Source organism: Rhizobium sp. MHM7A, assembly GCF_005862215.1.
Classification (GTDB): domain Bacteria; phylum Pseudomonadota; class Alphaproteobacteria; order Rhizobiales; family Rhizobiaceae; genus Rhizobium; species Rhizobium bangladeshense.
Map to the genome: position 1 here is coordinate 39,008 of NZ_VCHT01000012.1, position 14,680 is coordinate 53,687.

The 14,680-nt window shown below is 61.8% G+C and carries 14 protein-coding genes; 6 read left to right on the forward strand and 8 right to left on the reverse strand.

Translation table 11 applies throughout. The features are described from left to right. Positions 1-186: 186 nt before the first annotated feature. Entirely contained in the window at positions 187-1,101 is a 915-nt protein-coding gene (locus tag FFR93_RS29660; RefSeq protein WP_138395792.1) for an acetamidase/formamidase family protein, read from the forward strand. A 15-nt stretch (positions 1,102-1,116) separates the two neighbouring features. On the opposite strand, the gene FFR93_RS29665 is transcribed toward FFR93_RS29660, so the two are convergent. Together FFR93_RS29665 and FFR93_RS29670 are read right to left on the reverse strand one after the other, a co-directional pair. Beyond that, positions 1,117-2,019 carry a proline iminopeptidase-family hydrolase gene (locus FFR93_RS29665; RefSeq protein WP_138395793.1) on the reverse strand — a complete coding sequence of 301 codons (903 nt, stop codon included), beginning with the start codon at positions 2,017-2,019 and terminating at the stop codon, positions 1,117-1,119. 69 nt (positions 2,020-2,088) lie between these two features. Then, a complete protein-coding gene (locus FFR93_RS29670) occupies positions 2,089-2,877 on the reverse strand; it encodes a LuxR family transcriptional regulator (RefSeq protein ID WP_138395794.1) in 789 nt (262 codons plus the stop codon). Between the two features lie 129 nt (positions 2,878-3,006). Here FFR93_RS29670 and FFR93_RS29675 point away from each other — a divergent pair, with 129 nt between their 5' ends. The 5 genes from FFR93_RS29675 to FFR93_RS29695 are packed head-to-tail and all read left to right on the forward strand — an operon-like array spanning position 3,007 to position 8,966. After that, the gene (locus FFR93_RS29675; protein WP_138395795.1) at positions 3,007-3,897 is read left to right on the forward strand and encodes a proline iminopeptidase-family hydrolase; all 891 of its coding nucleotides are present in this window, start codon (positions 3,007-3,009) and stop codon (positions 3,895-3,897) included. A 51-nt stretch (positions 3,898-3,948) separates the two neighbouring features. Continuing rightward, a complete protein-coding gene (locus tag FFR93_RS29680) occupies positions 3,949-4,887 on the forward strand; it encodes an ABC transporter permease (protein ID WP_138395796.1) in 939 nt (312 codons plus the stop codon). Then, positions 4,884-5,735 (forward strand): ABC transporter permease, encoded by an 852-nt coding sequence (locus FFR93_RS29685; protein WP_138395797.1) that lies wholly within the window; start codon positions 4,884-4,886, stop codon positions 5,733-5,735. The genes FFR93_RS29680 and FFR93_RS29685 overlap by 4 nt, the downstream gene beginning before the upstream one ends. Next, positions 5,732-7,432: an ABC transporter ATP-binding protein gene (locus tag FFR93_RS29690; RefSeq protein ID WP_138395798.1), complete on the forward strand. Its 1,701-nt coding sequence runs from the start codon at positions 5,732-5,734 to the stop codon at positions 7,430-7,432. The genes FFR93_RS29685 and FFR93_RS29690 overlap by 4 nt, the downstream gene beginning before the upstream one ends. A 19-nt stretch (positions 7,433-7,451) precedes the next feature. Beyond that, on the forward strand, positions 7,452-8,966 hold the full coding sequence (locus FFR93_RS29695; protein WP_064710463.1) for an ABC transporter substrate-binding protein: 1,515 nt from the start codon (positions 7,452-7,454) through the stop codon (positions 8,964-8,966). An 83-nt stretch (positions 8,967-9,049) separates the two neighbouring features. Here the strand turns inward: FFR93_RS29695 and yghU are convergent, their stop codons facing one another. The 6 genes from yghU to FFR93_RS29725 all read right to left on the reverse strand — a co-directional run bounded on the left by yghU (position 9,050) and on the right by FFR93_RS29725 (position 14,653). Beyond that, positions 9,050-9,925 carry a glutathione-dependent disulfide-bond oxidoreductase gene (gene yghU / locus FFR93_RS29700; protein WP_138395799.1) on the reverse strand — a complete coding sequence of 292 codons (876 nt, stop codon included), beginning with the start codon at positions 9,923-9,925 and terminating at the stop codon, positions 9,050-9,052. Between the two features lie 154 nt (positions 9,926-10,079). Beyond that, positions 10,080-10,460, reverse strand: a complete 381-nt coding sequence (locus tag FFR93_RS29705; RefSeq protein ID WP_138395800.1) for a cupin domain-containing protein — start codon at positions 10,458-10,460, stop codon at positions 10,080-10,082. Further along, positions 10,457-11,566: a Gfo/Idh/MocA family oxidoreductase gene (locus FFR93_RS29710; RefSeq protein ID WP_138395801.1), complete on the reverse strand. Its 1,110-nt coding sequence runs from the start codon at positions 11,564-11,566 to the stop codon at positions 10,457-10,459. Before FFR93_RS29710 ends, FFR93_RS29705 begins: the two co-directional genes overlap by 4 nt. Positions 11,567-11,568: 2 nt before the next feature. Then, a complete protein-coding gene (locus FFR93_RS29715; protein WP_138395802.1) occupies positions 11,569-12,396 on the reverse strand; it encodes a carbohydrate ABC transporter permease in 828 nt (275 codons plus the stop codon). Then, positions 12,393-13,400 (reverse strand): sugar ABC transporter permease, encoded by a 1,008-nt coding sequence (locus tag FFR93_RS29720; RefSeq protein WP_246661375.1) that lies wholly within the window; start codon positions 13,398-13,400, stop codon positions 12,393-12,395. The genes FFR93_RS29715 and FFR93_RS29720 overlap by 4 nt, the downstream gene beginning before the upstream one ends. Then, the gene (locus FFR93_RS29725; protein ID WP_138395803.1) at positions 13,400-14,653 is read right to left on the reverse strand and encodes an extracellular solute-binding protein; all 1,254 of its coding nucleotides are present in this window, start codon (positions 14,651-14,653) and stop codon (positions 13,400-13,402) included. The genes FFR93_RS29720 and FFR93_RS29725 overlap by 1 nt, the downstream gene beginning before the upstream one ends. Positions 14,654-14,680 lie beyond the last annotated feature (27 nt).

Sequence of the window (14,680 nt, forward strand, 5' to 3'; positions counted from 1 at the left end):
AGCCTGAAGGGAAATCCCTCTGATGTTTCATGAGCATAGCAGTGCGGGCCCCAGCCGCGCGCTCCGCTGCGGAGGCTGATGGAGGCCCCGTGCCAGGCAGGATTGGCACCCCGAGATCTCTGGTCTAGTGTTGAGTTCTCTGCGGGCATTCAGCAGCAGCCGGTACGTTGAACAAACGGGGTTCTCATGACCACGCATCGCTTCATTCCGACGATCTTCCATAATGTCATCGGTTCCCTGCCGGTGGCGCTCCGTATCGCGAGTGGCGATACCGTGGTCACGGAAACGCTCGACGCCATCGGCTATGACAAGGACGGCATCAGGCGGGCATCTGGTCCGAACCCGATGAACGGCCCAATTTTCGTGGAGGGTGCGGAGGCCGGTGATGCGCTGAAGGTAGATATCATCAGCATGACGCCGACCAGGGGCACTGGTTTTACCCGAAGCATCGTCGCGGCCAATGTTGTCGACCCTGAAACGGTTCGCGGCCTTCCGCCGCGCGATACCGCTCTCTGGACCATCGACCGCGAAGCATTGACCGTCCGGCTGTCGGAGCCGGTCGCGGGTCTCGAGAATTTCGTTCTGCCCCTCGCGCCGATGATCGGCTGTTTCGGGGTCGCGCCCGCCCTCGCCCAGGCGATATCGACCGCGACCAGTGGCGAATATGGCGGCAACATGGACTATCGCCTGTTCGGCCCCGGCACCACGGTTCGCTTCCCAATATCGGCGCCGGGCGCCCTGTTCTTTTTGGGCGACTGCCATGCCGTGCAGGGAGATGGCGAGATTGTCGGCACCGGCATCGAGACCAGTTTCGAGGTCACGGTGCGGCTGACGGTGGAAAAGAAGTCTGGGCTGGTCTGGCCGCGCGGAGAAACCGCTGAAGACATCTTCACGATCGGCAATGCCCGGCCCCTCGATCAGGCGCTTCAGCATGCGACGAGTGAAATGCTGAACTGGCTGGCGTCCGATTATGGTCTGGACAGGACGGCTGCAAGCCATCTGCTGGGCCAGGTAGTGCGTTACGATGTCGGCAACGTCTTCGATCCGGCCTATACGATGGCTTGCCGGGTCGCGAAGAAATGGCTGGCCGGCCGATCGTGACGACCGGTCCATGCTTCAGTCGTGCCGCGACAGAAAGCGGGAAACGGTCGCCATGCACAGCGGCCTTTCCTCGACATGCGGCATATGGCTGGAATTTTCGAAGAGCACCCACTCGCAGCCGGGGACGCGATCGAGATAGGGCCTGACGACGAGGGGCGTCGCCTCGTCATATTTGCCCGAGATCAGCAGCGTCGGTGCTTCGATGCGATCGAGCCGGTCTTCGATCGTCCAATCCTTCATCGTTCCGATGACGTGGAATTCCGTCGGGCCGTTCATGTTGCGATAGACGGTGTTGTCTTCGTCCATGATGGCAAAGGTGCGCGCCACCTCGGGCGGCCATGGCGCCACGCGGCAGACATGGCGATCATAGAAGACGCGGGAGGCGGCGATATAGTCCGGATCGGTGAGGCTTCCGGCGTGTTCGTGCTTCAGCAGCGTGTCCTGCACCTCCTTCGGCAATTCCTGCCGCAGCCGGTTGGCCTCGGCAACCCAGGTGTGCATGTTGGCCGGCGAATTGGCGATAACCAGGGCTTTCAAACCCTGCGGCCGGCGCACCGCATGTTCGGCGCCGAGCATGCCGCCCCAGGACTGGCCCAGAAAGGCGTAACGATGCTGGATGCCGAGGTGGGCCAGCAGTTCGTCCAGCCCTTCGAGGAAGAGACCGACCGTCCAGAAATCCGGGCCACTGTCAGGAAGGCGGGTGGAATTGCCGTTGCCGAGCTGGTCGTAATGGATGACCGGCCGGCCGTCGAGGGCGGCGATGTCCTTGAATGAATCGACGTAATCATGCGTGCAGCCGGGCCCTCCATGCGCAACGACGAGAGGCAGCTTGTCGCTTTTCAGCGAACCGGTCACGCGGTACCAGGTGCGATAATCGCGAAAGGGCAGATAGGCTTCACTTGTCGCGACTTCGGCCACCGGCATCTCCATTTCTCGGAAGTTTGGAGACCATAACGCGGTGGCGGCAGCGGAGGCAGCTATCATAAGTTATAGGTTGGGCAATGACCGTCCACGCTCTTCAAGAAGGCGGTAATGCGTCGCGCGCACGACGGCCTGCGTACGATTGCGGGCACCGAGTTTTTTGGCCGCGGCGTTGAGATGCATGACCACGGTCGGAACGGAGCGGCCGATGATGCGCGAGATTTCCTTGGCGGAATAGCCTTCCGCAGAATGGCGCAAGCATTCCCGCTCCCGCTCGGTCAGGCGGATGGTGCCGACGCTCCTCGCGCGTGTGTCGAAAAGTGAATAGGCGGTCTCATGAAAGATATGGGCAAGCAGGTTGAAGTCAGCGATAGCGCGCAACGCATGCCGTTCGAAATCGCGGTCCCCGCGGAAACGGATGCCGGTGACCGTCGCATAATCGCCCCCCGGCATATGCACCGGCACGGTGACGCCGGTCGACATGTCGCGTTCGCGGAGATAGCGCGTCACCGGCGCGGTGTCGTCGCTCATGAAGCGGTTGATCAGCGTGTCGGCATTGGTGTCGTAATTCCAGAAGAAGGGCGCGCTGCTGCGCAGCGCCACCTGCTGGACCGGGTCGATGCGGAAATAGCCGCGGTCGAACCAGTAGTCGTGCATGTCGTCGGCGATGTTCCTGAGCTTCAGCAGCGACGGAATCATGATCGCGCCGTCAATATCATAGGGCACCGGCGTATAATCATAGATAAGGGCCTCGAAGCCGAGCTGCTTCATCGCCTCGAAGGCCTGGTCGATCCGGCCGTCCAGCGTTTCATGCGCCGTAAATTGCCGTCTGATCGTTCCGATATCATCAAGCATGGGCAGTTCCCCGATTGGCATGCACCGCCCTACCCTATCACTTCTTATAGCTGGCATGGAGCGCGTTTTCCGGTAAAAAATTAGCCATGCCCAAATATTGAGCAAGGGAAATTTCTGCTGGAGCAATCAATGTGGCGTGAAATGCAGCCGGACGCGCGATTCGAGGTCGATGTGGATGGCTATCGCGTCGTCGCTTATAGCTTCGGGACCGGCGACGAGACGGTGTTCTGCCTGAACGGCGGTCCCGGCCTGCCATGTGATTACTTGCGCGAGGCCCATTCCTGCCTGATCGACAAAGGCTACCGCGTCGTCGCCTTCGACCAGCTCGGCACCGGCGCTTCCGACCGGCCGGACGATCTCTCGCTCTGGACGGTCAGCCGCTATGTCGAAGAGACGGAAACCGTGCGCAAGACGCTCGGGCTCGGCAAGGTCCACATGCTCGGCCATTCCTGGGGCGGGTGGCTCGCGATAGACTATGCTCTGACCTATCCCGAAAATCTCAAGACGCTGATCCTCGAAGATACCGTCGCCGACATGCCGCATCTGATCTCGGAACTGGAACGGCTGCGGGCAGCGCTTGGTCCGGAAACAGTCTCGATGATGCAGAAGCATGAGGCGCAGGGGACTTACGATCATCCGGAATATCTCGCCGCCGTCACCATCCTCAACTACCGCCATGTCTGCCGCCTGGCCGAATGGCCGGCGCCGGTGCGCCGCTCGCTCGACGACTGGAACATGGCGCCTTACGCGACGATGCAGGGCCCGAACGAATTTCTCTACATAGGCAATCTCAGGGACTGGAACCGTATCCCCGATCTGCCGCGGCTGACCTTGCCCGTGCTCATCACCACGGGAGAGCATGACGAGCTGACGCCTGCCTGCGCGCTGAGGATGAAGCTCGCGCTGCCGAATGCCGAGCTCAAGGTATTTGCCAATGCCAGCCACATGCCATTTTATGAGAACCCGCAGGACTATTATCCGGCGCTTCTAGGCTTTCTTGACCGGCACAAGGCATCCTGATGCAAGTGAAAGCGGCTCAAATCCCACGAAGACAGAGGGGCGATCGCCGTCATGCACCGCTATAAGTTCGTTCTGACGCGACCGCTGCAGTTTCTGCCCGTACTTTTCGGCATCAGTATCATCACCTTCATCCTGGTCCGCCTGATCCCCGGCGATCCCGCACGCAATATCCTCGGCACGCGTGCAACGCCGCAAGCACTTGCGAGCATCCGTGCCCAGTACGGTCTCGATCAGCCGATGTGGCTGCAATATGTCTATTTTCTCAAGAACCTCGCCGATGGCGAAATGGGCAAGTCTATCCTCTACAAGATCGACGTGCTGAAGCTGATCGCGACCCGCATCGAACCGACGCTCGCGCTCGTTGGCGCGAGCGTCATCCTCTCCGTCCTGATCGCGGTGCCGATGGCGGCGATCGCCGCGCGAAATGCCGGCCGAGCGCCCGACCATGCGGTGCGCATCGTTTCGACCTTCGGCATCGGTTTTCCGCCCTTCTGGCTGGGGCTGATGCTGATCATCCTCTTCAGCGTCGAACTCGGCGTGCTGCCGGTTTCGGGCTACGGCGCGACCATCGGCGACAAGCTTTCACATCTCGTGCTGCCGAGCCTGACGGTGGCGCTGTCGCTCTCGACCGTTTTGACGCGCAGCCTGCGGGCGGCAATGATCGAGGCGCTGAAATCGGATGTCGCGACGGCGGCGCGCGCCCGCGGTATGCCCGAGGGCATCGTCTTCTGGCGGCATGTGCTGCCGAATTCGCTGGTACCGACGATCAACCTGCTTGCCGTCAACATCGGCTGGCTGATCGGCGGCACGGTGGTGGTCGAGAGCGTCTTTGCGCTGCCCGGCATGGGGCAGCTCCTCGTCAGGGCGATCTTCTCGCGCGACTATATGGTGGTGCAGGGCGTGGCCATGGTCTTTGCCTGCGCCACCGTGCTGATCAATTTCATCGCCGACATCGTCACCGTGGCCGTCGATCCGAGGGTGAAGCTATGAGCATCGAGGCGACCGCACCCGCCTCCCCTCGCCGGCGCCGCTTCCTCGGCCAGCGGCCGATGCTTGCCGTCGGCGCCGGCGTGCTGCTGTTCTTCATCATGCTGGCGGTCGCCGCACCTCTTATCGCGCCCTATGACCCCATCATGCAGAATGCCGAGGTGCGCCTGCAGGCGCCATCGCTGATGCATCCTTTCGGCACCGACAATTTCGGCCGTGACATCCTCTCCCGCGTCATCTGGGGTGCGCGCATCGATCTGCAGATGGCGCTGATCGGTGTCGTCTTCCCCTTCCTCATCGGCACGACGGTCGGCACCATTGCCGGCTTCTTCGGCGGGATCGTCGACGCGCTGTTCATGCGGCTCGTCGATATCATCCTCGCCTTCCCGTTCCTCGTGCTGATGCTTTCGATCATCGCCATCCTCGGCCCCGGCCTCGGCAGTTTCTATATCGCCATGGCGCTGGTCGGCTGGGTTTCCTATGCGCGGCTGATCCGGGCGCAGATGCTGGTGCTGAAGGGCAGCGATTACGCTGTCGCCGCCGTCAGCCTCGGCTTCAGCCGTTCGCGCATCATGTTCCGTCACCTGCTCCCGAACGCCATCGCCGGCTCGATCGTCTTTTCCATGTCCGATGCGACGCTGGTGCTGCTCAGCGGCGCTGCCGTCAGCTATCTCGGCCTCGGCGTTCAGCCGCCGATCGCCGAATGGGGCGTCATGGTCGCGGAAGGACAGAGCTTCATCACTACGGCCTGGTGGATCACGCTGTTTCCCGGCCTCTCCATCGTCTGCCTGGCCTTCGGCTTCAGCATGCTGGGCGATGCGCTCGGCGAATTGCTGGGGGTGCATGAATGAGCGGCTCGGTGCTCTCCGTTCGCGATCTTACCGTCAGGGCGCATCTCGATTCCGGTCCGCGCACGCTGCTCGATGCTGTTTCGCTCGACCTCGGCCGCGGTGAAATTCTTGGCCTCGTCGGCGAGAGCGGCTCGGGAAAGAGCCTGTTCTGTCGCTCGCTGGTGCGTCTGCTGCCCTCCTCGCTGCTGAAGATCGAAAGCGGTTCCGTGCTGCTCGAGGGGCGCGACCTGACGCGGATCGACGACGCCGAGATGCTGAAGGTGCGCGGCGGCGAGATCGGCATGATCTTCCAGAACCCGACCAGCCATCTCGATCCGGTCATGCGCGTCGGCGACCAGATCGCCGAGGGCATCCGCTACCATCAGGGCCTTGGCGCCCGCGAGGCCCGTGCCGCGGCAGTGGAGATTCTCGCGCAGGTCGGCTTTCCCGACCCCGGCCGCCAGTACGACAGCTATCCGCATGAGTTTTCCGGCGGCATGCGCCAGCGGGCAATGATCGGTGTCGCGCTGTCCTGCAACCCGAAGATCCTGATCGCCGACGAGCCGACGACGGCGCTTGACGTCACGATCCAGGCGCAGATCCTGCGGCTGCTGATCGATATTCGCGACCGGCGCGACCTATCGATCATTCTCATCACCCACGATCTCGGCATCGTCGCCCAGACCTGCGACCGCATTGCTGTGATGCGCGGCGGCAAGCTTGTCGAAGAAGGGCCGAAGCGGACGATTCTGACGCGGCCGCAGCATCCCTATACGACCAACCTCATCGACAGCCATCCCTCGATATCAGGCGAGATGCCGGCACCGTCGCTCGAGATCGCCGGGGCAAGCCGGCCAGCCGCAGCATTGCTCGAGATCGACGATCTGCACGTGCGCTTCAGCGGCGGCGGCAGCCTGTTCAAAGGGAGTGCCAGGACGATCAGCGCCGTTGCCGGCGTCAGCTTGAAGATCATGCCGGGCGAGACAGTTGGCATTGTCGGCGAATCCGGCAGCGGCAAGAGTACGCTTGCCCGCGCCGTGCTGGGATTGACGCCGCTTTCCTCGGGGCACGTGACTTTCGACGGCATCGACCTGGCGCAGCAGAGGAGCGCGGGCCTCGCAAAGCTCAGGCGCGAAACGGCGATGGTGTTCCAGGACCCCTACAACGCACTGAACCCGCGGCTGACGATCGGACAAATGCTCGGCGAGGTGCTGAAGGTGCAAGGCAAGGTCGCCGCCGCCGATATTCCAGCGCGGATCGGCGAGCTGCTCGACCTCGTCGGCCTCGAGCGTGAATTCGCCGGGCGCAAGCCGCGCAGCATGAGCGGCGGTCAGTGCCAGCGCGCCGGCATCGCCCGCGCGCTCGCCGTCGAGCCGAAGCTGATTATCGCCGACGAATGCGTGGCGGCCCTCGACGTCACCATCCAGGCGCAGATCATCGAGCTTTTTCGTCAACTCACCGCGAAGATGAACCTGACGCTGATCTTCATCGCCCATGATTTGGCGATCGTGCGCAATCTCTGCCAACGCGTCGTCGTGATGTATCGCGGCGAGATCGTCGAGGAGGGCCGCTCCGACCAGGTCTTCGCGCGGCCGAAGCATGCCTATACCGCGGCGCTGATCGCTGCCATTCCCGACATCGATCCCGACAAGCCGCTGCTACAAGGCGCCGACCGCAGGGGCGAGCCGCAATCCATGTCCGTCAAACGCATGCCATAACAAAGAAGGGAACGAACTGATGACAAAAAGGTGGAAATCAATCGGGCTCGCCGCCATGCTCGCTGGCCTGACGCTGAGCGCAAGCTATGCCGAGGCCGCCGGCGTGCTCACCATCGGCCGCCGCGAGGATTCGACGACATTCGATCCGATCAAGACGGCGCAGAACATCGACAACTGGGTGTTCTCCAACGTCTACGACGTGCTGATTCGCGTCGACAAGACGGGCACCAAGCTGGAGCCGGGGCTTGCCGAAAGCTGGACGGTGTCGGATGACGGGCTGACCTACACCTTGACGATCCGCGACACGAAATTTTCCGACGGTTCGCTGCTGACGGCGGAAGACGCGGCCTACAGCCTGCTGCGCATCCGCGACGATCCTGCCTCGCTCTGGAGCGATTCCTACAAGGTGATCGAGACGGCGGTCGCAACCGATGCGCATACGCTGACGATCAAACTCAGGAACCCGTCCGCGCCTTTCCTCTCGACCCTTGCGCTGCCCAATGCCTCCGTCATCTCCAAGAAGGGCATGGAATCGCTGGGGGCTGACGCTTATGGCGAGAAGCCGATCGCATCCGGCGCCTTCGTGATCGACGAATGGCGGCGCGGCGACCGCGTCATCCTCAAGAAGAACCCTAATTTCTGGGAGGCCGACCGCGTCAAGCTGGATGGCGTCGAGTGGATCTCGGTGCCCGACGACAACACCCGCATGCTGAACGTTCAGGCCGGCGAGCTCGATGCTGCGATTTTCGTGCCCTTCTCCCGCGTCGAGGAGCTGAAGAAGGATCCTAATCTAAATGTCGACATCGACGCATCGACACGAGAGGACCATCTGCTGATCAATCACGCACATGGCGCCCTCGGCAAGAAGGAAGTCCGCCAGGCGCTGGATCTTGCGATCGACAAAAAGGCGATCGTTGATACCGTCACCTTCGGCCAGGGCACGGTCGCCAATTCATATGTTCCCAAGGGCGCTCTCTATTATTACGCCGATAACCTGCAGCGGCCCTATGATCCAGCAAAGGCCAAGCAGATGCTGGCGGCGGCCGGCGCCTCCGACCTGACGCTGAATTACGTTGTGCGTGCCGGCGACGAAGTCGACGAGCAGACGGCCGTCTTGGTCCAGCAGCAGCTACAGAAGGCCGGCATCACCGCCAATCTGCAAAAGGTCGATCCCAGCCAGGAATGGGATATGCTCGTTGCCGGCGACTATGACATCTCGGTCAACTACTGGACCAACGACATTCTCGATCCGGACCAGAAGACCACCTTCGTCCTCGGCCACGATTCCAACAACAACTATTTGACCAACTATAAGAACGAGGCGGTGAAGGAACTGGTCGCCAAGGCGCGTCTCGAGCTCGACCCAAAGAAGCGTGAAGAGATGTATGTCGACCTGCAGAAGATGGCCAAGGACGACGTCAACTGGATCGACCTTTATTACAGCCCATATATCAACGTCTCGCGCAAGAATATCGAGAACTTCCACCAGAACCCGCTCGGCCGTTTCTTCCTGGAAGACACGGTCAAGAACTGAGTTCGCGCAGTATGCAAAGGCTCCGCCGCCTTTACGGCGGCGAAGCCTCATTCATTGCTGCGACAAGTGACTGATCAGCTTGCTTACTCGGCGGCCGCGAGCTTGTCCTGCGTTCTGGTTTCGAAGTCGCTGGCGTCGTGACGCTCGTGCAATTGCGTCGAGGGGTCGCCGGAGAGGCGGTTGACCATCCGGCCGCGCTGCACGGCGGGCCGGCTGTAGATAGTGTCGGCCCAGCGCAACACGTTCTTATAGTTCTCGACCTGCAGGAATTCGGCCGCCCCGTAGCTCCAGCCCTTCACCAGGCCGCCATACCATGGCCAGATGGCAATGTCGGCGATCGTGTACTGGTTGCCTGCCACATATTCGCTTTCGGCCAGACGGCGATCGAGCACGTCGAGCTGACGCTTCACTTCCATTGCGAACCGGTCGATCGCATATTCGATCTTCGTCGGCGCATAGGCGTAGAAATGGCCGAAGCCGCCGCCGAGATAAGGCGCGCTTCCCATCTGCCAGAATAGCCATGACAGGCATTCGGCCCGTTCGCTCGGCTCGGTCGGCAGGAAAGCGCCGAATTTCTCGGCGAGATAGGTAAGGATGGCGCCGGATTCGAAGACGCGGATCGGCTTCGGCCCGCTGCGGTCCATCAGTGCCGGGATCTTGGAGTTGGGATTGACGGCGACAAAGCCGCTGCCGAACTGGTCACCCTCGCCGATCTTGATCAGCCAGGCGTCATACTCAGCACCGCTATGGCCAAGGGCCAGCAGCTCCTCGAGCATGATCGTAACCTTCTGGCCGTTCGGCGTTCCAAGCGAATAAAGCTGCAGCGGGTGACGGCCGATCGGAAGCTCCTTCTCATGTGTCGGTCCTGCTATCGGGCGGTTGATATTGGCAAATTGGCCGCCATTCGCCTTGTTCCAGGTCCACACCCTCGGGGGTATATAGTCGGAGGTACCGCTCATCTTTCAAACTCCTGGTATTGATCGGACAGAGCGCGACGCCTGCTGGGTCGCCGCATTTTTCCTGACATAGCAGAGGCGATGAGGTTTTGTCACAGCTATCGGAGTGGTTTCACGCAAACGTCAGAGCTTGGCAAAGTTGCGGAAAACAACCGGTTCAGGCGGCACCCTCGCCTTCATGATTGACGGCCGTCCTGGTACCGGAGGAGAACATGATCAGGGCGAAAAGCGGTTCCTTGCCGAGCGCGCGCGCCCAGTGTCGGATATTGCGGGGAATGCGGATCGCGTCACCGGCTTCAAGCCGATAAAGGGCGTCGCCAATCTTGTGCTCGCAACTGCCGGAGACGACATAGAGAATTTCCTCGCAATCAGGGTGCGAATGCAGCTGATTGCGCTCGCCGGGATTGATGCGGCAGGTGCCGAAGGTCATCTCGGCGCCGGGCGTGCCGTCGCCGGTGATCTTCCAGTTGAGTTCGCCCCAGCTGGTCGGCATGAATTTGCCGCCGGCTTTTCTGAAAATGACGTCGGTTTCGCTCACGACTGTGCCTCCGGTGAGAGATTGGTGGTGACGCCGGCATCCGTACGTCGGTAGAATTCGAAGAGCTTCATGATCTCGCGGGCAATTTCGAGCGTGCCTCTCGTGATCGGCGTGCCGGCGAGGATCGCATCCGTGAGATGCAGGATTTCCGGGACGTAGCCGAGATAGAAGAGGTTGTTGTTGTAGAGCTGGCCAAGTGAATGCTCCGGCTCGTAGAAGAGTGCCGCGTTCTCGTCCGGCTGGATGAAGCTCGCGGCGCGGCCGTAGGACGGAAGGTCCGCCTTGCGGAAATAGGTCAGCCGGCTGCCGTTTTCGACAATGGCATTGGCGCCTTCGCCAATGATTTCGACGCGCTCGAAGATGCTGCCGCCCGATTGGCCGGCGGCAAGGTGCAGTGTACCGATCGCGCCGGAGCGGAAGCGCAGGCTGGTGACGCTCGCCCCCGTCACGGGCTCCCACTCGTAGCTAGCGCGTTCTATCTCGCCGCCCAGGAAGTTGAGGATCGCACCCGGGTGGTAGATGTGGTCGAGAAAGCTCTGCATCTTGACGAGATCGGCCCGGTCTTCCCGGCGCGGCAGGCTTTGGGGATAACGGACATTGATCGAGGTCAGCCTGCCGAAACCCGGCGAGCCAATCAGGTCCTTGAGCTTCTCGATTGTGGGGAAAAAGGTCTTCTTGAGTCCAGTCATCACCATGCGGCCGGCCGCCGCACTTGCCGCCTGCAGCCTCTCGATGTCCTCGATGCTTGCTGCCGTCGGTTTCTCCATCCAGACGTGGGCGCCTGCTGCAAGCGCGTCGAGCGCCAGATCGGTCGCCTGCACCCGGCCATCGGGATGATAGGCAGTGACGAGGAAGACCAGGTCCGGCTCTTCCCGCATGAGCATCTCGCGGTGGTCGGCATAGGCTTTGCCGGCGCCGAAGAGCCTGGCGAATTTCTCTGCACGGCCGAGATCGAGATCGCATAGGCCGGCGAGGTCGATCGGTGCATAGCGCAACGCTGGATAGACATTGCGGTAGGCATGGCCGCCGGCGCCGATGAAGCAGGCTTTTATGCGGTGTTCGAATTCGAAATTGTAGCGGATTTCCCGCTGGACGTGATGCGACATGGTCAGCCCTTGATTGCCCCCTGCGTCAGCCCCTCGGTGAAACGGCGCTGCATCAGGATGTAGAGAAGGATGATCGGCAGGAATGAAATGACAGTGCCTGAGAAGACCAGGCGGTAGTCGGAAGCATAGGTGCTTGCGAAACGGACGAGCCCGAGCGGCAGCGTCTGCACCTCTGGGCTGATCAGCACGATCAGCGGCAGGAAGAAGTCGTTCCAGGTGGAGAGCGCGCTGATGATTACGAGCGCCTGTACTGCCGGAGCCGAGATCGGCAGAAACACCTTGGTGAGGATCTGGAAATGCGAGGCGCCGTCGATCTTGGCGGCCTCGACCAGATCATCCGGCACACTGATGAAGAAGCTTCGCATCAGGAAGATGCCGAAGGGAATGCCGTTGCTGACCTGCACCAACACGATACCAGCAAGCGTGTTGACGAGGTTCAAGCCGAAGAGCACCTGGTAGAGCGGGATCACGATCGCCTGTACCGGCACGGTGAGGCCGAGAATGAAGGCATAGAACAGCCACTCGCGGCCGGGAAAACGGATCTTGGCGAGGGCATAGCCGGCCGGCGCGCAGGTGACGAGCGACAGGAGGACGACGCCGACGAGATTGATGAGGCTGTTGCCGACGAGGTCGCCGAACCCGCCTATCTGCCAGGCATCGAGATAGTTGCGCCATATCAGGTTGGCGGGCCAGGTGAAGGGATCCGCCCGGCCGATCTCGGCCTCGGTCTTGAAGCTCGAGATCACCAGCCAGACGAAGGGGGCAAGGATCAGGATCAAGACCGGCGTCAGCGCCAGCACCACCGGCCATTCGCGGTTGCGTACACTCATTGGGACAGCCTCGCGCGCCAGCGGTTGAAGACGATGGTGATGACGATCGCAAGCAGGCTGAGCAGGATGCAGAGCACGGCCGCAAGCCCGTGATCCTGGGATTGGAAGGCAAGCCGATAGATATAGGTCGTGATCAGTTCACTCTGATAGAAGGGCCCGCCATTGGTCATGACGAAGACCGTGGCAAAGCCCTTGAGGCCGTTGATCATCGCCAGCGAGATGACGAAGGTCATGACCTCACGAAGTCCCGGCAGGGTCACATAAATCAGCTTCTGGAAAGCGTTGGCGCCGTCCACTTCGGCTGCGTCATAGAGCGAGTGATCGATATTCTGCAGGCCGGCGATGAAGAGCAGCATATAAAGGCCGAAGCCCTGCCAAGAGCTTGCGACGTTGACGGAGAACAGCACCAGTGCGGGATCCGAAAGCCAGCCTTGCGTGAAGGCGCCGAGCCCGATCTGCGTCAGGGCCGTGTTCAGCAGGCCGAAAAACGGATCGTAGATGTTGGCCCAGATGACGCCGACCACGGCGAGCGAGACCAGATGCGGCAGGAAGAAAGCGGTGCGGAAGAAGACCTGCGTGATCCTCAGCCTGCTGACCGCAAGCGCCAGCAGAAGACCGAGCCCGCCTGCCATCACCACATGATAGGCCAGCCAGGCGAAGGTATGAACGAGGCTCTTCCAGACGATTGGATCCTGCGCCGCCTTGGCGTAATTGCCGACGCCGACGAAGCTCGCCGAGGTGTTGAAACCAGCGGAACTGTTGAAGCTCAGCCAGAAGGTCGCGGCAATCGGCAGCAGCGTGAAGACGGCGTAGAGCGCGAGCGCCGGCGCCACCAGCCAGAATGCGGTGCGGGCATCGTCATTGGGCGATCCCTCAGGTAAGGCAGCGCCGGCCGTCCGGCCTTTGGACATGCGGGCAGACAGGCCGCCCGTATGTCCCGCCACGGCAGACGCATCCCCGAGAGGAGCCACGATCTTGCTTCCCTGCGTTTCTGGAACAACCACTATTTGGCCTCGGCCATCTTCGCCTGGAGCTGCTTCATGCCGTCCTCGCCGCCGATCTGGCCGGAGATCAGGCCCTGGATGACCTGGAAATAGGTGTCGAGAACGGTGCCCGGCAGATAGACGCTCGGATTGTAGCCGACGCCGCCAGCGGCCGCGGCGAAGATATCTTTGAGAACGGGGGTCGGCGGTTCGACGCCGGGGATTTCGCGCGGGTAGATCATCGTGCTCGCCGGATCCTGCGCGCGTTTCTTCATCGCCGCATCCGAGAGCATGAAGTCGATCCACTTCATCGCAAGCTCCGGCTGCTTGGAATTGACCGGCACGAGCCAGCTCCAGCCGACGCCGCCGGTCGGGATTGCTGCACCCTTGATGTCGGAAGGCATCGGCGCATAACCGGCGTTGGCGAGGTCGTAGCCGGCCTTGCGGGCATTGGCGGTGAACCAGGGACCGGCAACGAACATCGCCGCACGCTTGTTGAACCAGAGGCGGGAGGCGCCATCGAGATCGAGGCCGGCCATTTCCTTCTTGATGTAGCCCGCCTCGACCAGCTTCTGCAGCCGGACGGCGCCGGCAGCGATCGATGGATCGTCGAAGGCGACCTCGCGGCGCATCGCCTTGCCGATCACCTCCTTGCCGCTCGCCGATTGCAACAGGTTGCCGAAGAGATGGCCGGCGCTGCCCGGCGTGCGCGGACCGATGGCGATCGGCTGCAGGCCGGTTTCCTCGATCGCCTTCATCAGCGTTTCGAACTCGGCCCAGGTCGCCGGGATCTTCCAGCCCGCCTGCGCGAAAACGTCTTTGTGATACCAGATGCCGAGAGCATCGAGCCCATCGGGAACTTCGTAGATTTCGCCCCCGAACTGGCCCTTGAGCTCGGTGTAGAGCCAGGGATAGATCTGATCCTTCCAGCCGCGCTTCTCATATTGCTCAGTGAGCGGCATCACCTGCTTGGCGTTCTTGACGACGCTGATGCGGCCGATGCCTGAATTGGTGAGGATCACGTCGGGGCCGGCATCCGACTGGATCGCCGCCTGCACGGCGCCGTTGCTGATCGTCCCGGTCGGCGGCATGAATTCGACGGTCACACCGGGATTGGCCTTTTCGAAATCGGCCTTAATGCCGTTCCAGAGCTGCGCGACCAGCGGTTCGGTGATCTGTTCCGGACCCCACATTTTCAGGGTCTCGGCATGCGCCAGCGAGCTTGTGGCGATCATCGCCGCCAGTGCCGTGCCGCGGGCAAGAAATTTCAGCATTGCTCCCTCCTCCGGGCCGCTCCTCGG